A 15,934-nucleotide genomic window follows, 5' to 3' on the forward strand; every position below is an offset into this window, starting at 1 on the left:
GCCGTCCACTGTGGACAGATGTCGAGATCCGGCACCGCTCGTTTCGGCAGATGGCGGAATCACCCCACCCGGTTACCGGAGTAGGTTCGTTGAGGAAACACACGACGACGCGGAGGGGCACACCGCCGTCCGCCATCGCTCCGCAGGCCATGACGCCCGGACGCACTGACCCGACAGGACCGAGAACATGTCGAACGAGACCACGGCAGCCGCTTTATGAGCTCGGACCACTGGTCGGACTACTGGCCGGACTACTGGATCGTCGGAGCGCGGATCATCGATGGCACGGGCCGGGATCCTGTCGACGGGTCGGCGATCCACGTCGTCGACGGCCGCATCGCGCACCTCGGCCCGGCTCCCGCCGACGCCCGGACCCTCGACGCCGGGGGACTGTCGATCACCCCTGGGCTGATCGACGCGCATGTCCATATCGGGCAGTCGAGCGATATCGGACCGAGCCTGAGGCGCGAGCTGTCGCCCGCCGAGATCGCCGCAGACATGTTCACCACATGCGGTACCGCGCTCGACGCGGGATTCACCACGGTGCGGGACGTCGGCGGCATCGATGCGGGGGTCGCCCGAGTCGTCGCGTCCGGAAAGGTCAGAGGGCCGCGGATCCTCCAGTGCGGCCCGATCCAGTGTCAGACGGGCGGTCACGGTCACCTCGCCGCGGACTGGGAGCCGACGGCCGACTGGCACGACCACGCGATCCCGGGGCTGCGCGCGCTCTCGCTGCTCTCCGACGGCCCCTCGGAGGTGCGCAAGAACGTCCGCGAGACATTCCGGCGCGGCGCGGACTTCATCAAGATGTGCGTCACCGGGGGAGTTGTGTCCACGCACGACAAACTGACCGACGCACAGTTCAGCGTCGAGGAGATCGCGGTCGCCGTCGAGGAAGCGGCGGCCCGCGGAACGTATGTGACGGTGCACGCGCACAACAACGCGGGAATCCGCAACGCCGTCCGCGCCGGGGCGAAGTGTGTCGAGCACGGATCCGAGATCGACGAGGAGACGGCGACGCTCATGGCCGGCCACGGTGTGGCGCTCGTACCCACTCTCTCGGTCGTGAAGGCGCTGCTCGAAGACGCGACGGAGGCAGGGCTCCCGGCCGGTACGAAGGAGCGGGTCGGACCGGTCCTCGACGGGCAGATCTCCGCGCTGCGGATCGCGCAGGCGGCGGGCGTCAAGGTCGGCGTGGGCTCTGACCTCATCGGGCCCCACCAGCGGCTCCGCGGTCGGGAGATCACTCTTCGCAGCGAGATCGAGACACCGATGGAGGCTTTGGTCGCCGCGACACGTGTCAACGCGGAGATCCTCCGCCTCGACCACGAGACCGGCACCATCGAGGTCGGCAAGCTCGCGGATCTGACGGTGTGGTCGTCCGATCCCCTGGCGGATCCGGAGGTGTTCGGCGATCCCTCACAGGCCGCGTTCGTCATCAAGGGCGGCGAGGTCGTGAAGGACACGCGTCGCTGATCGAGCGCGCGAGAGCAGATCCGACGCGTTGTCCGGGGACAGAGAATAAGGAAACGACCGATGTTGTACCGCCTTGATCGGAAGCGCGGCCGGAAGGCCGCTGCCGGCGAGCCCGGATCCGGCGAGCCCGGATCCGCCCAGCCCCTCCGCCGCGAGCTCTTGATCGCGTTCACACTGCCGACGTTGATTCTCGGCGTCATGCACGGCCCGGAGGGCCTCATCCAGGGCGTCTACGCCAAGCACGCAGGCATCTCGCTCGGTGCGCTGGCGGTGGCGATGCTGCTGACGAAGATGTTCGACGCGCTCACCTACCCGCTCATCGGATACTTCTCCGACCGCACGTACGCGCGCACCGGCACCCGACGGTCGTGGAGCATCGCGGGCACCGTTGTGTCGGTCGTGGGGATCTGGTTCCTGTTCCGTCCGCCGCAGGAGGCGACGGTCGTCTACTTCGGGATCTGGATGGCCATGACCTACCTCGGCTGGAAGATGATCGAGATCCCTCTTCAGGCATGGAGCTACGGGCTGTCCGCCGACCACAAGCAACGCGGCCGGGTGCAGGGGTGGCGCGGCATGGCGCAGGTCCTCGGCCAACTCGTTTTCTTCATGATGCCCTTCCTCGCCCTGCGGTGGGGTGTCACGGACAGCACAGAGCTCGACTTCCGCAGTCTTGGCATGGTCGCGACGATCTGCGCGGTGGCGCTTCCCGTCGCGATCGTGATCCTCATCGTCAAGGTGCCCGCGCGCGCCGCGGTGCCCCCGGACGTACCGGAAGCCGCCGCGCCGCGATTCCGCATGAGGGAGACATTCGCCGCGGTGCGGGGCAATCCCCCGTTGCTGCGACTGCTCGCGGCGTTCCTGCCGGTGAACCTGCTGGCGGGCATGAGCACCGGTCTCGCCTACCTCTACATAGACACCTACCTCGGCCTGAGCGCCGAGCTACCGGGCATCATGGCCACCGCGCTGCTGGCGAGCGTGGTGGGGATCCCGCTCTGGACGGTGCTGTCCGTACGGTTCGAGCGCCATCGGGTCTGGGCGTGCGCGCTGATCCTCGGTGCCCTGGCCTGCGGCGCGTTCACGCTCGTGGGGCCGGGGCCGAGTGCGCTCCTCGCGTGCTTCGTCCTGTTCCCGGTGATCACCTTGGTGCTCACCGGTTCCGTCATCGTCTACACGATGTCGGCGGACATCGTCGACTACGGCAGGCTCCACACCGGCCAGGACCACGGCGGACTGTACGGGTCGATGTTCGCGTTCCTTCAGAAGTCGCTCATGGGTGTCGCCGGGGCCCTTGGGCTCTCACTGGTCGGCGCCTTCGGGTTCGACGCCACAGCCGCGGTGCAGACCCTGCCCGCGGTCATCGGCATCAAGGTCGCGTTCGCCATCGCACCCGCTCTCGGGTTCCTGGGTGCCGCCGCCATCATCTGGAACTATCCGCTCGACAAGCGGAAAGTCGACGAGATGCAGACGGCGCTGGCGGCGCGAGCCGAGATGGCCGAAGCGCCCCACGCCCCGAAAGCGGATGATGGATCATGACCAACGGTGAATCGGGCGAAGACAGCGCCGCGCGGAGCGTCCCCCTGATCGATCCCGCCCCTCGGTCGATGACCTTGGCGGACGGCAGATGCGTGACGTGGCAGGAATTCGGTGTGCCCGACGGAAGGCCGGCGCTCTATTTCCACGGTGGCGGCGCGACGAGTCTGGAAGCCGGGATCTTCCACCGTGAGGCGGTGCGCCATCATGTGCGTCTGATCGCCGTGAACCGGCCGGGCGCCGCCGGCTCCAGCCTCCGCGCCGGACGGAGGGTGGCGGACTACTCGCTCGACCTCGTCGAAGTGCTCGACGATCTCCAGGTCGACCGGTTCGCCTGCTTCGGCGAATCCAACGGCGGGATGATGACGATGGCCGCGGCGGCGACCATGGGCGCGCGGGTCCTGGGTGCCGCGCCCATCAACCCCACGGTGCCCTGGTTCGATCCGGTGGCCCGGAGCGTGTCGTCCTCGTCGGCGGCGATCGGCTACCGGTTGATCAAGCACCTCCCGAGGGCGGTCGCCGCGCTGGACGCGAACGCCGTCGCCCGCCGAGGCACGCGGAAGCCGCCGCCCGCCGCGCCCCGACAGCCGCACGATCCGGCGAACCTTGAGGGACCGCCTCCTGGAATCGAGAAGGATGTCGGCGAGTTCCAGCTGCGCGTGATGACGGAGCGGGCCGGAAAGCAAGCGCTTCTCGCGGAGATGGCGTGGGCGAGTGCGGACTGGGGATTCGACCCGTACTCGATCCCAGTCCCCCTGGACTTCTTCTGCGGTGTGCACGACGCTCAGGCTCCGTTCGCGCTCATCCTTACGGACCGCAATCCGGATGCGCGCTTCCACCACTTCTCCTTCGGGCACAGCGGGTACGCGCATCCGGATGCCCGGCGCCGGATCGTCGAGACAGTGGCCGGCTACTTCGGGCAGTGAGCCGCCGGTCAGGAGCGGCTGGAGGGGCCGGCGTCGCGGGTACGGGGGAGCGTTCGACAGCCGTAGCGTTCGGCGGGAGGATATTCCACGGTGGACGGACGTCCGCAATCCCGGCACTCGATAGCGTCGGGGGCATGTTGAGGATGTTCGAGCGCTACCAGCACGCGACCGCTCTCTCCCCCGGAAAGCTCATGTCTCTCATGCGCAACCGACGTGTGGACCCGGTGTGGACAGGCGACGGCGATGAGTTCTGGTATCGACGGGAGACACGCGACGACGAGGAGTTCGTACGGGTCGACCCTGCGTCGGGTACGACAAGGACGGCCGGAAGCCTTGCCGAGCTGGGCATACACAGCGCGTCCACGGTGGTTCCCCCGGGAGTGCTGCTCGGTCCGGACGGCCGCGGGCTGCGGCGTCGCGATCACAACCTGTGGCTGGTCGACGGCGAGCGCGAGACACAGATCACCTTCGACGGCGAACCGGATTTCGCCTGGGGCGCGCTGTCCTCCGACAACAACATGGTCGTACCCTTCCGGCGGATGGGGCTCGACCTGCCGCCGGTTGGCACCGTCCATTCGCCGTCCGGTCGCCGTGTCATCACCATGCGACCCGACGAACGACGCATGGCGACCAAGTACATGGTCGAGAACCTTCCGCCGTCGGGGGCGGCCCGGCCGCAGGTGCACGAATGGAAGGTTCAGCTGGAGGACGAGGGCGCTCCGCCTCCCCCCGAATGCCGTGTGATCGATCTGGACACGGGCGCGTGGGCGTCCGTGGACGCCGCGGACGGTCTGGTCGCGCAGCTGATGGTCAACGGCAGCAGTGAGATCACCTGGTCCGCCGATGAGGCGCGTCTCTACCTCTTGCACCACCAGCAGGGCGGATCCCGTGCGGCCATCGTCGAGATCGACGCCGTCACCGGCGAACGCCGCGATGCCGTGGTGCTCGACGAGGGGCCGTTGTACGAGCCGAACCAGTTCCTCTACAGCCTGCCGCTCGTCCGGGTGCTTCCCGACAGCGGAGAGGCGCTGCTGTTCTCGCAGAGCGACGGGTGGGGCCACCTCTATCTCCATGACCTCACGACGGGTGAACGCAAGAACCGCGTCACCGACGGCGACATCGTCGTACGCGACATCCTGCACCTCGATACCGAGCGACGCGAGATCACCTATCTGGCGGGAACGTCGTCGGACGGCGCCAACCCCTACTGGCGCCGGCTCTACCGCGCCGGCCTCGACGGCGGCACGCAGCGCCTGCTGACCCCCGAGCCGGCCGACCACGATCTCGTTGCGCCGGAACCGCAGTTCTTCCACCTGGTCTTCGGCCAGGGAAAGCCGCCCGTTCAGAGCATCAGCCCGAGCGGCCGTTTCTTCATCGATCATCAGTCGACCGTCAGTGATCCGCCGGTCATCCTGTTGCGCGACGCGGAGAACGACGGTCGTATCGTGTGCGAACTCGAACGCACCGACGTCGGCCCCCTGCTCGACGCCGGGTACGTGGTGCCGCAAGCGTTCCGCGTCAAGGCGGACGACGGCGTCACCGATCTCTGGGGTGTGCTGTCCCTGCCGAAGCATCCGATCGACGCACACAGCATCCCGGTCATCGAGGACGTGTACGCCGGCTATCAGACAACTCACTCCCCGCACGCGTTCGTCGGCGGCAGCAAGATGGCCGCCCGACAGGTTTACCTTCCCGCCTACAACGCACTGGGCTTCGCCACTGTCATGCTCGACGCGCGAGGCACCCCCGGTCGCGACCGCGCATTCCGGCAATGGACCTTCCAGCACTTCCACACCGGCCGCGGTCTCGAGGACCACGTGACAGCGATCACGGCGTTGGCCGACGAACACCCGCAGCTGGACCTCGGCAGAGTCGGCATCGTCGGGCACTCCTACGGCGGGTACAACGCCGCGAGGATGCTTCTGATGTTCCCGGACTTCTACCGGGCGGCGGTGAGCAGCGCCGGAGTCCACGATCCTCGGAAGATGCCGTTCGGCAGATGGGACTGGCACCTCGGTGGGGATGTCGATCGCGAGAGCGACGCCTATCTCGAACTCGGCAACGCACAACTCGCTGATCGGCTCGTGGGCGACCTGCTCATTATGTGCGGAGAGATCGACGAGAACGCCACGGTCGATCACTCTTACGCCCTGGCGGATGCGCTGATCCGCGTGGGCAAGAGGTTTGACTTCAAGATCTGGCCCGGCGTGGACCACTACCGGATTGGCCCCTATGCGTCCATGAACGTCTGGGACCACTTCGTGCGAAGCCTGTACGACGAGAAGCCGCCGCGCGATTTCGTGCCGGAGCGGGGCTGAGCGCCGCTGAGGCCGTTCCGGTCATGGCCTCGGGCGGTAAAAAGGGTTCGCGGTGGCGCGCGGGGTCTCACGGGGGACCGGGTCGTCCAAGCGGTCCGTGGGCCGGATCCTCGCCGCCAACGCCGCCAACGCCGCCAACGCCGCCAACGTCGACCACGCGATCTCCCTCGCCCTCGCCACGAAGGTTCAGCTCGCGAGGGCGATGGTCCGCCGCGCGATCGACGACGGGATCCCCTTCCGCTGGGTGACCGCGGACGCCGGCTACGGCTACAGCAAGGGCTGGCGCTACGAGCTGGAGCAGGCCGACGTCTTCCACGTCGTGGCCACCACCCGACACGACACCGTCGTCACCCGACGGGCCCTGGACCACCGGCTCCACGACCTGATCGCCGACCTGCCCCGGCAGAAGTGGAAGCGCCGGTCCTGCGGTGAGGGCGCCCACGGCCTGCGGATCTACGACTGGGCCCGCGTCGAGGTCCGGCCCTGGCACCGACCCGACCGCAAGCACTGGGTCCTGGCCCGCCGCAGCATCACCGACCCGACGAAGATCGCCTACTACATCGCCTACGCGCCCGCCGAGGCCACCCTCAACGAGCTGATCGCCATCGCCGGCGCCCGCTGGGCGATCGAGGAGTGCTTCCAGACCGCGAAAGGCCAGTGCGGCCTGGACGACTACCAGATCCGACGCCACCAGGGCTGGCACCGGCACATCACCCTCGCCATGGCCGCCCACGCCTACCTCACCGTCCTGCGGGCCCAGCACCTCGAAAAGGGGCTGAGCCTGCTCGAACACCAGACCTGATCCCACTCACCGTTCCCGAGATCCGCCGGTTGATCGCCGGCCTCGCCCGACCGGTCCACCGCGGCATCGCCCACGTCCTGCACTGGTCCCGCTGGCGCCGTCAACGCCAACACCAGGACCGAACCAGCCACTACAAACGACGAGGCCACACCCCAAGAGCTCAAGCCTCATCACCATAAGCACCGTTGCAGTACTAGCGGTTGAGTCCGAAGAGCTCTCTCGTGGCTTGGACGGCGTCAGGTCTTCCTTGAACGTGGAGACGGCCGGTGGAGACGGCGGTGGGTGACGCGGCGGGATCGCGTCCGATCTCGGCGAGGGTCGCGGCATCGGCGAAGGTCAGGACGGCGTCGGGATCGTCGGCGTGGCCGGGGTAGGTGTGCAGCGCGCCGTCGGCGACGCGGGCGTGCATGGCGTCGGCGCCCACTCTGAACTCGACGGTGAGGGACTCGACGGTGAGGGACAGGGCCTGGGCCCGCTCTGGCTGGAACATCGCCCGCAGCGACGGCGTGATCCAGTGGATCTGGAAGGCGTCGTCGCCGCCCTGCTCCCCGAGCAGGCGCATGCCGAACCGGGCCAGCTCGGTCATCGCCGGTTGCAGATCCCGGCCGAGCGGCGTCAGCTCGTACACCTTTGATGCGGCGGGCGCGGGAAGCGTGCGCCGGCTGACGATTCCGGCTTCCTCCAGCGCCTTCAGGCGGGTGGCGAGCATGTCGGTGGAGATGCCCACGAGCCCGCCAAGCAGATCGACGTAGCGTTTCGGGCCGTCCAGCAGCTCGCGGACGACCAGCAGGGTCCACCGCTCGCCGACCAGGTCGAGCGTTTTGGCCACCGCGCAGTAGTGACCGTAGGAACGCGATGCCATGACGGCAGCCTACCGCATGTCACGCCAAGTCCAAGTTCATGATCTGAAATTCAGAGTTAACACTTGACTTTTCCAAGTGATCGTTTCAAGGTGGTGCCACAGCACGATCAGCACCTACTCCACGACCGGCCCCGGAGGACCACATGACCCTTCTCGACACCGACCCGGCCATCACCGCGGTCGCGGTCGAGCGCCTGTGCGACTTCGCCATCACGTTCCAGGCCATGCAGACCTTCGCCACCCCGCTGGGCACGCGCATGATCGCGGTCGTCGAGCGCGGAACCGTCGAGGGGCCGCGGCTGCGCGGCGAGTTCCTGCCCGGCGGTGGTGACTGGATCATGGTCGGCGCCGATCGCGTCGCCCGCCTCGACGTCCGGGCGACGATCCGCACCCATGACGACGAGCTGGTGTTCGTCACCGTCACCGGTCGCGCCACACTCTCGGACGAGGCGATCAGCCGGCTGTGGGCCGGCGAGACCATCGGCTGGGACGAGATGCACGCACGGTCCGCGCCGCTGTTCGAGACCGGCGCGGAGCGCTACGCGTGGCTGAACTCCACCGTCGCCATCGCGGTCAACGAGCTGTCGCTCAAGCACGTCAACTACCGCGTATACAGCATCCAGTAATCCGTTCGGTCAGTCATAGGAGGACCAGCGCCATGCCCACCACCGCATCGCCCGCACACGACGTCAGGGAACTCTTCGACACCTACGTCACGACCTTCGCCACCCGCGACGTGGACGCGATCGTCGCGCTGCACTCGCCCGCGACCCAGTTCTGGCTGCACAACGGCGAGCAGCCGGTCCACGGCCGGCCCGCACTTCGCGACACCTTCGCCGCCATGTTCGCCCAGTGGCCGGAGATGGGATTCGACATCCACCGGACGATCATCGGCGACCGCCACTGGGTGCTCGACTGGGCACTCACCGCCGTCCTCGCCGATCCCGGCGGCGACCGGCGCCCGATCCGCTTCGACTGCCTCGACGTGGTCACGCTCGACGAGAACGGGCTGGTCGAACGCAAGGACACCTTCATCGACCTTCCCCAGGCCCAAGCCGCGCTCACCGCCGCATCGGCGGCCGTGGTCAGGGGTCATTCATGACGCCGAAGGCCCTCGCAGACAGCGTCCGACACCAGAAAGTCACCACTTGTCGCTAACGATCTGACAAATCCCGTGTTGTCGTGCTTCAGCCGGGTAAGCATCGCGCAAACCGGGTGACGTGTGAGCCGGATCACACTGGGAGTCCCGGTCCGGGCTGAGGAGGCGCAGGTGACGCACGATCACGGGTTACCAGCGGCGGAGTACCAATCCCAGGTGAGGAAGGCAGCGACGGCGAGCGTCGTCGGTACTGCCATCGAATGGTATGACTTCTTTCTCTACGGCACGGCCGCGGCGACCGTATTCGCCGACGTCTTCTTCCCCAAGTCGAGCCCGTACGCGGGTGTCCTGGCGTCGTTCGCCACGTACGCGGTCGGCTTCGCCGCCAGGCCGATAGGCGCGGCGATCTTCGGGCACTGGGGAGACCGCATCGGGCGCAAGGCCACGCTCATCATCACTCTCGTCATGATGGGCGTCTCAAGCGCGCTCATCGGCGTGCTGCCCGGCGCCGCCAGCATCGGCGTGGCCGCGCCGATCCTGCTGGTCGTCCTGCGCATCCTGCAAGGGATCGCGGTCGGTGGCGAGTGGAGCGGCTCGGTGCTGCTGTCGATGGAGTGGGGCAACCAGCGCAGGCGCGGCCTGATGGCGAGCTGGCCGCAGGTCGGCGTGCCCATCGGCCTCATACTCGGCACGGGCGCGATGTCGCTGGTGGCCCTCACGGCCGGCGACGCGTTCAAGGATTGGGGCTGGCGGATTCCGTTCCTGGCCAGTCTCGTGCTGGTCGCCGTCGGTCTGTGGGTGCGGCTGCGGGTCCTGGAGACGCCGTTGTTCGCGCGGCTCCTGGAGACCAAGCAGGTGGCCAAGCTGCCGGTCGTCGACGTCATCAAGAAGCATCCCAAGGAGGTCGTGCTCAGCGCGCTCCTGCGCGTTTCGGAGCAGATGCCGTTCTACCTCTACACGACGTTCGTGATCACCTACATCACGGCCCCGCACATCGGGATGTCGCGCACGTTCGCGTTCGCCGCCGTCAGCGCCGCGGCGGCCGTCGAGCTCTTCGCGATCCCGTACTTCGGGCACCTCAGTGATCGGATAGGCCGCCGCAGGATCTACCTCATCGGGGCCGCACTGCTGGCGGTGATCGCCTTCCCCTACTACGCCCTGCTCAACACCGGCATCGCCGTCGTCATCCTGCTCACCATGATGATCACGCAGCTCCAGCACTCCATGGAGTACGGCCCGCAGGCGGCGCTCATCGCGGAGAGCTTCCCGACCGGTCTGCGGTACGGCGGAGCCGGGCTGGGATACCAGCTGGCCTCGGTCATCGCGGGCGGGCCGGCACCGCTGATCGCCGTCTGGCTGCTGCACGATTACGGCTGGCAGGCCATCTCGGTGTTCATGATCATCGGTGCGGTGATCGGCTTCGCGGCGACGCTCGCGCTGCCCGACCGTTCGAAGATCGACATCTCCGACCCCGCTGCCTATGGCACTACTCGAACCTGACCCGGACCCCGGTGCTCAGGCCGGAGTCATGCAGCTCCAGCCCCGCGGGCTGGGCCTCCTTCGGCAACTCGAACAGCAGCGCGCCGCTGAAGGACTGGCCCGGCCCGATGCGGACCGGTGTGACCTCCGAGCCCGCGTTGTTGAGCAGCTTGGTGCCGCTGTGTAAGGCGTCGTCCTCGTCGACCAGTTTCTGCTGGCCAGGGTAGAGGACCCGGGCCTCCTGGCCGATGTTGTTGATCTTGACGCTCACCTGGCAGGTGCGCTGCTTCGCGCTCCTCGCGGGTTTGGGGCATGTGGTGCCCGTCACCGCGAACTGCAGCTTCCCGTCCTGCACCGGGCTGTCCGCGCCGACCGGGTCGGGCGATCTGAGCACCCACGTCAGTACGGCCAGCAGCAGCACCAGCAGCACGATGGCCACGACGATGGCGGTCAGGCAACTGGCGAACACGCTCCTCTTCGGCTTGGCCGGGAACGCCGGGCCCCTCGGCCCGGGCCGCAGCGGCATTTGCCCCGTCTGATGGGCGGAAAGTGGCACCTGTCCTGTCTGCTGAGGAGACAGGGGCGCCTGACGGGGTGGTGGCGGCGCCTGGGCGGCCGGGCGGGGCATCGGCCCGCGTCCCGGCAGCGGCCCCGGGCCGGTTCGCTGGTGGGCTTGAGGCTGGTGGGCCTGCGACGGGTGGGGCTGAGGCGGGTGCGCATGCGGCTGATGGGCCTGCGGCGGCGGGGTCCAGCCCGGCGGCGCCTGTCGTACCTGCGGATTGTGCGGGAACTCGGCCAGCGGCGGGAACTCCGCCGAATTCCACGAGCTGCTGAGGTGGCGCGTCGCGGCGAGCTGGGCGGCCGGCTCGTCGGCCGCGCCGACGAGTTCGAGCAGGAGCTGCTTGGCCGCGGGGCGGCGCGCGGGGTCGGGATGGATGGCCGCGGCCACCAGCCGGTCGAGCGGCGCGGGCAGGCCGCGCAGGTCGGGCGGGGCGGTGCGGGCGCGAGCCGCCATGACGTAGGCGTCGCCCTCGCCGAACGGGTGGCCGCCGAGCCCGGCGTAGGCGATCAGCGACCCCCACGCGAACACGTCGCCCGCCGGGCTGGTGCGGCCCTCGAAGACCTGCTCGGGAGCGATCCAGCCGGGCGTGCCCATCACCATGCCCGCATTGGTGTGGCGGGAGGAGACGTGGGTCGAGCGGGCCAGCCCGAAGTCGATCACCCGGGGGCCGCCCAGCGTCAGCATCACGTTCGCCGGCTTGAGGTCGCGGTGCACCAGGCCGGCGGCGTGGATCGCGGTCAGCGCCGCCGCCACGCCCACGGCCGCCGAGTGCAGCACGGACGGCGTCAGCGGGCCGTGCTCGATCAGGTGGTTTTCGAGGGAGACGCCCTCGATGTACTCGGTGACCAGGTAGAGGACCCCGTCGTGCTCGCCGTGGTCCAGGACGCGGGCCGTGCAGAACGAGGCGACCTTGCGGGCGTTGGACACCTCTTCATGGAAGCGCGCCCGGTAGACCGGGTCGGCGGTGTAGTCGCGGCGGATCGCCTTGAGCGCGACCTGTACGCCGTCGGGGGCCTTGGCCAGATAGACGGTGCCCATGCCGCCCGAGCCAAGGCGGCTGATCAGCTCATAGGGGCCGATCGCCGGCGGGTCTTCCGGCGTCAGCGGAGTGCCTGCGGAGCGCCCCTGCTGCCCCAACGTCGCTGTCCTCTCGCCTTCGTTGCCCCGTCGACTCAACCGACCGATCCTCCGCCCGGCATGCCCGTTCCCCAAGACTCTAACGGAGGAACGGGCTGCCTGGTGGCGACTGAGTTTGGACGGGTTGGGGCACCTTTGTAGCGGAACGCGTGGTGCAGCGTGTGCCGGCTCTCGTCAAGATCCTTCTTGCCTCGCATGACTTGGTGGAGTCGCCTTCTTGAACACCGCATGTGCGCCTGCCTCTGGCCCGGCCGGTGGTGGTGGTGACGCCGCCCTCCGGCAGCAGCGGCGGGGTGTCGGTGAGCTGCAGCCGGGTGCCGACCTCGACGTGCCGGGTGGGGACGTAGGTGGAGCCGTTGCGGCGGACCGTTGACCTGTAGGGTCGCCGACCACATGGCGGGCGCCTCGTGGTCGGCAGGGAAGAAGCGAGGCGGGTAGAGGATCTTGCCGGTGACGCTGATCTGGATGTCGAGCACGGGTGCTTCTCGCGACCCGAGGAAGCCAGCCGAAACAGGGCACTGATCTGGGAAATGTCACAATCCGGCGGGCCCGTGGCACTTCCTGACAGCGGCGCGATGCCGGTGATCGAATCGAGGAGTAGGAGGTGAGCCCGTGGAGGTGAGCCTTGCAGGTGCGGCAGTGCTGGCGATCTTGTACCTGAGTCACTGCGTACGCACCTGGTTGCGCGGCCGGCACCGGCCCAGCACGGCCGGTGCGCACACGGCGAGCACGACCCCGGCGATGGTCCGGGCACTGCCGCCGGGTTGCACGCTGACGGTCCGAGCGGCCGACGGCGCGGTGATCCAGATCGACCGGGGCCTTTCACGGGAGCATGCCTCATGACCCCCTTCGCCGAAGGCCTGCTCTACGCATTCCCCCCCGAGCACGACAAGCACAACGGTCAGCTCTCTTTCGGCTCGGGCGGCGCCGGAGCTCCGAAGGTGACGAAGGCTTCGGAGGCGCTGGACGGCATCAGCTCGGTCGACCAACCGGCACCGGAGAACTTCACGGCCTTTTATGAACGCGAGGCCCCTCGGCTGATGGGCTTCGTGGTGAGGCTGGGCGCTGACCCGCACCTTGCCGCCGATGTCGTGCAAGCCTGCTTTGTGACGGCGTTTCGGCAGTGGGGAAACTTGCGCGAGCCTCGGGCATGGCTGCGCCGGGTCGCCGAGCGCAAGCTGATGCGCCTGCGAGATCGCAGCAGGCCAGGGGAGGACCCGGTCGCGAAGCTGCCGGACGGCGAGCAGTTGCTGGCCCCAGGTCATCGCAGCGACCTGGTGTTCCCCGAGGCCGCACTCGAGGTCGGCGAACAGGCCGACGGAGTGAGGCGGCTGATCGGCGAGCTGCCGCTGCGGCAACGCCAGGTAATGGCCTGGACCGTGGACGGCTACAGCGCCGAGGAGACGGCCAAGCATCTGGGCATGACGCCAGTCGCCGTACGTAAGAACCTCAGTCGTGCCCGAACCACTTTGAAGGACAAGCTCACCGGAGGGGGTAGGGACGATGGCGCATCGGATGTCTGACGCCGAGCTGGACGCGATCCTCAACGCCGTCAACCAGGAGATCGACACCATGATTGAGTCGGCGGTAGATCTCGCCGCTGGCCAAGCTGAGGTGATGCGACTGGCACGCGGTGAACAGAACGCCGGCACGGTACCGGAACTGCTGGACGGCGCCGCTCCCCACTGGGGATGGCCGATCAGCCCGTTCAAGGAACTCACCCGGGGACCGGACCAGACCCGGCGGCAACTACAAGCGCCGGACGGCTGCTGCCACACCGATTCGGTCATGGAGGGGTTGCTGTCGCGGCTGTGCACCATGCAGTCCGCGGTGGAGCGCTGGGTCACCTACCCCGATAGGTGTGACGCCCCGTACGGAGTCGTGGAATCGCCTTCCTGGCCGGCAGCGCAGGTGCGCATCCTGCTGGTCCGGATGGAGTGCGGGCTGCGCGCCCGCACGCTGCCCCGCGAGTCCGCCCTGCTCATCATCGACCAACTCGACTGTGAACTGCGGCCGCTGACCGTGTGGCGTGAGCTGAAGGGCGTGCTCGTGCGGCATACGATCACCAAGCCGTCGTACGACGACAAGGCGGGCAAGGTTCCCGATCCGCAAGAGCTGCTCGATCAGCTGGAGAGACTGCGGCAGGACGTCGATGAGCTCTACGACGACGGCAACAACTTAGTGACCTGCTGATGACTTCGGCTACCGCTGGGCCGACTGCAGGTCGGGTCGGGATTCGCGGGTCATTAGCCCGTGAGTCCACTGTGATGATGGCTCACTTACTGCGTGGACCGTGGGTTCGTGATCGTGGCATCATATTTCTGTGCGGTCGCCGGGTTCTCGAGGATGTTGATTATTTCGTTCGCGAAGTCCGAGGGTGTGACCTCGTACTTCGCGAACGACTGATTTGAGGTCCGCCCATGGTAGGCGGCAGTGAATTGCCACTCGCAGGCGTCAAGCGTCAGATATTCCTGCTCTCCCGTTTTTACCGCGAGGTAGCTTGTGAAGCGATCGGTGATGGAGACGCTGGTCAGCGGCTGGCGCTTGATCGTGTGCGGAAGCAGCCAATTCGGGGAGTCGGTGCGGAAGATGCTCGCGGATTCGTCCGAGGTGATCTGGACGGATTTTCCCTGGTACCACGGCGGGCGGGATGTATCGAGGGACCGAGGAAACCGCCAGGTTACCTGGGTGCCGTCGGCGTACGTGGCGATCCGGTTGCTTTCGACGTACTGCAGAAGACCTACCTCGTGCCCGCTGTTGTTCGAGCCGGAGAAGGTCACCCTCGCCATGAAGCCGAACAGGCCAAAGCCGATGTTCAGATAGGGGCCCTCGTAGGGGTCACCACCGATCCAGGCTATGCCCTTTTTGGTCGTCTCGATCACCGGGTTGTACATGATGATGTCCGGAGTGGTGAAGTCCACCCTTCCGTTACGGAGCTGAAGGCTCTGGTCCAGCCTCAACCCAGGCGCGATGAAATCGTAAAACACGGCGGGCACGAATCTGTCATTCGCTGACAGATTCTTCAGGTAGGAGGTGATGCTGCTCGCCCATTGTCCGTCCCCGGCCCGCAGCGACGCCGCTACTGCGATTGCTGTGTGGATTTCCTTCGTGTTGCTCTCGAATTCGCCCGGAGACTTCACGACTCCGTCAAGCAATGATGTGACGAACGCTGGGTCGCTCTCCAGTCCAGAGCTTTCGACGATGCTCTGTAACTCCCCGCTGAAGGACAGCGCGTCGGGATACTTCTTTTGGAGGTAGACCTCTGCTCGGAACAGGTCTTCCCCCTGTCCTGAAACGTTCCCGCCGGAGGGTTCGGCGGCATGGGGCGTGGCGAGGGTCCGCCTGTTCACTGTTTTGCTGGACTGTGCGGTCTTGGTTGGGACCGTGTTGTTATCGGGATCCTGTTCACTGCGGCTCTCTTCAATGACCTGGTTGAGAAAGTCCACGTCGAAGGCTTTCATCCACGCGTCGTCGTCAGCCTTGTCTGGCTGTTTCACCTGCGTGGGCGCGTCAGTCGGGTTGTTCGGCGTCTCGGTCCTTTCCCCCGTATTCACAGCGCTCTCGTCGACGGTAGGCGAGTCGGGTGCTGCTGCTGCGTCGGTGTGGCTGGCGGCGGAGCCGGACTTCCGGCGGACGGAGTGGGTCGGGTTGTTCGTGGTCATCTGGGGCCTTTCTGGGTCGGGAACGGACGTCTTGCTTGCTGTCTCGGGCCGGGGCGGGACTGCTCGGCGGCCTGGTGCCCC

At 67.5% G+C, this 15,934-nt stretch carries 13 protein-coding genes and 1 pseudogene; 11 read left to right on the top strand and 3 right to left on the bottom strand.

Going from position 1 to position 15,934, the window contains the following annotated elements; genetic code table 11:
* Positions 1-216: 216 nt before the first annotated feature.
* The 5 genes and pseudogenes from AB0F17_RS56360 to AB0F17_RS56380 all read left to right on the top strand — a co-directional run.
* Positions 217-1,476, top strand: coding sequence for an amidohydrolase family protein (locus AB0F17_RS56360; protein WP_358042442.1), 1,260 nt, complete (start codon positions 217-219; stop codon positions 1,474-1,476).
* A 60-nt stretch (positions 1,477-1,536) separates the two neighbouring features.
* Positions 1,537-3,009 (top strand): MFS transporter, encoded by a 1,473-nt coding sequence (locus AB0F17_RS56365; protein WP_358042445.1) that lies wholly within the window; start codon positions 1,537-1,539, stop codon positions 3,007-3,009.
* Positions 3,006-3,932, top strand: coding sequence for an alpha/beta fold hydrolase (locus AB0F17_RS56370; RefSeq protein WP_358042448.1), 927 nt, complete (start codon positions 3,006-3,008; stop codon positions 3,930-3,932). Before AB0F17_RS56365 ends, AB0F17_RS56370 begins: the two co-directional genes overlap by 4 nt.
* A gap of 539 nt (positions 3,933-4,471) precedes the next feature.
* Positions 4,472-6,250, top strand: coding sequence for an alpha/beta fold hydrolase (locus tag AB0F17_RS56375; protein WP_358042451.1), 1,779 nt, complete (start codon positions 4,472-4,474; stop codon positions 6,248-6,250).
* Between the two features lie 106 nt (positions 6,251-6,356).
* Positions 6,357-7,019, top strand: a pseudogene (locus AB0F17_RS56380) (IS701 family transposase); the annotation flags it as partial.
* Positions 7,020-7,245: 226 nt separating this feature from the next.
* Here AB0F17_RS56380 and AB0F17_RS56385 read toward each other — a convergent pair.
* Positions 7,246-7,914, bottom strand: coding sequence for a helix-turn-helix domain-containing protein (locus tag AB0F17_RS56385; protein WP_358042454.1), 669 nt, complete (start codon positions 7,912-7,914; stop codon positions 7,246-7,248).
* Positions 7,915-8,057: 143 nt separating this feature from the next.
* Here AB0F17_RS56385 and AB0F17_RS56390 point away from each other — a divergent pair, with 143 nt between their 5' ends.
* The 3 genes from AB0F17_RS56390 to AB0F17_RS56400 all read left to right on the top strand — a co-directional run bounded on the left by AB0F17_RS56390 (position 8,058) and on the right by AB0F17_RS56400 (position 10,513).
* Positions 8,058-8,540 carry a DUF3237 domain-containing protein gene (locus tag AB0F17_RS56390; RefSeq protein ID WP_358042457.1) on the top strand — a complete coding sequence of 161 codons (483 nt, stop codon included), beginning with the start codon at positions 8,058-8,060 and terminating at the stop codon, positions 8,538-8,540.
* A 32-nt stretch (positions 8,541-8,572) separates the two neighbouring features.
* On the top strand, positions 8,573-9,016 hold the full coding sequence (locus AB0F17_RS56395; protein ID WP_358042460.1) for a nuclear transport factor 2 family protein: 444 nt from the start codon (positions 8,573-8,575) through the stop codon (positions 9,014-9,016).
* Between the two features lie 213 nt (positions 9,017-9,229).
* Positions 9,230-10,513: an MFS transporter gene (locus AB0F17_RS56400; RefSeq protein WP_358042463.1), complete on the top strand. Its 1,284-nt coding sequence runs from the start codon at positions 9,230-9,232 to the stop codon at positions 10,511-10,513.
* Here the strand turns inward: AB0F17_RS56400 and AB0F17_RS56405 are convergent.
* Entirely contained in the window at positions 10,500-12,191 is a 1,692-nt protein-coding gene (locus tag AB0F17_RS56405; protein WP_358042465.1) for a serine/threonine-protein kinase, read from the bottom strand. The two genes, AB0F17_RS56400 and AB0F17_RS56405, sit on opposite strands and share 14 nt — an antisense overlap.
* A 639-nt stretch (positions 12,192-12,830) precedes the next feature.
* Here AB0F17_RS56405 and AB0F17_RS56410 point away from each other — a divergent pair.
* Genes AB0F17_RS56410 through AB0F17_RS56420 form a run of 3 tightly spaced genes read left to right on the top strand, consistent with a single transcriptional unit; the run spans position 12,831 to position 14,384 of the window.
* On the top strand, positions 12,831-13,034 hold the full coding sequence (locus AB0F17_RS56410) for a hypothetical protein (protein ID WP_358042468.1): 204 nt from the start codon (positions 12,831-12,833) through the stop codon (positions 13,032-13,034).
* Positions 13,031-13,714, top strand: a complete 684-nt coding sequence (locus tag AB0F17_RS56415) for a sigma-70 family RNA polymerase sigma factor (RefSeq protein WP_358042471.1) — start codon at positions 13,031-13,033, stop codon at positions 13,712-13,714. Before AB0F17_RS56410 ends, AB0F17_RS56415 begins: the two co-directional genes overlap by 4 nt.
* A complete protein-coding gene (locus tag AB0F17_RS56420; RefSeq protein WP_358042474.1) occupies positions 13,707-14,384 on the top strand; it encodes a hypothetical protein in 678 nt (225 codons plus the stop codon). Before AB0F17_RS56415 ends, AB0F17_RS56420 begins: the two co-directional genes overlap by 8 nt.
* Positions 14,385-14,470: 86 nt before the next feature.
* Here AB0F17_RS56420 and AB0F17_RS56425 read toward each other — a convergent pair whose 3' ends face one another.
* The gene (locus AB0F17_RS56425; protein WP_358042477.1) at positions 14,471-15,853 is read right to left on the bottom strand and encodes a hypothetical protein; all 1,383 of its coding nucleotides are present in this window, start codon (positions 15,851-15,853) and stop codon (positions 14,471-14,473) included.
* Positions 15,854-15,934: the final 81 nt, after the last annotated feature.

This window comes from Nonomuraea sp. NPDC026600 (genome assembly GCF_040638335.1).
Classification (GTDB): domain Bacteria; phylum Actinomycetota; class Actinomycetes; order Streptosporangiales; family Streptosporangiaceae; genus Nonomuraea.

Coding starts and splice junctions, on each gene's coding strand:
- AB0F17_RS56360 (WP_358042442.1), top strand. CDS start 217: ATGAGCTCGGACCACTGGTCGGACTACTGGCCGGACTACTGGATCGTC.
- AB0F17_RS56365 (WP_358042445.1), top strand. CDS start 1,537: ATGTTGTACCGCCTTGATCGGAAGCGCGGCCGGAAGGCCGCTGCCGGC.
- AB0F17_RS56370 (WP_358042448.1), top strand. CDS start 3,006: ATGACCAACGGTGAATCGGGCGAAGACAGCGCCGCGCGGAGCGTCCCC.
- AB0F17_RS56375 (WP_358042451.1), top strand. CDS start 4,472: ATGGGGCTCGACCTGCCGCCGGTTGGCACCGTCCATTCGCCGTCCGGT.
- AB0F17_RS56385 (WP_358042454.1), bottom strand. CDS start 7,914: ATGGCATCGCGTTCCTACGGTCACTACTGCGCGGTGGCCAAAACGCTC.
- AB0F17_RS56390 (WP_358042457.1), top strand. CDS start 8,058: ATGACCCTTCTCGACACCGACCCGGCCATCACCGCGGTCGCGGTCGAG.
- AB0F17_RS56395 (WP_358042460.1), top strand. CDS start 8,573: ATGCCCACCACCGCATCGCCCGCACACGACGTCAGGGAACTCTTCGAC.
- AB0F17_RS56415 (WP_358042471.1), top strand. CDS start 13,031: ATGACCCCCTTCGCCGAAGGCCTGCTCTACGCATTCCCCCCCGAGCAC.
- AB0F17_RS56420 (WP_358042474.1), top strand. CDS start 13,707: ATGTCTGACGCCGAGCTGGACGCGATCCTCAACGCCGTCAACCAGGAG.
- AB0F17_RS56425 (WP_358042477.1), bottom strand. CDS start 15,853: ATGACCACGAACAACCCGACCCACTCCGTCCGCCGGAAGTCCGGCTCC.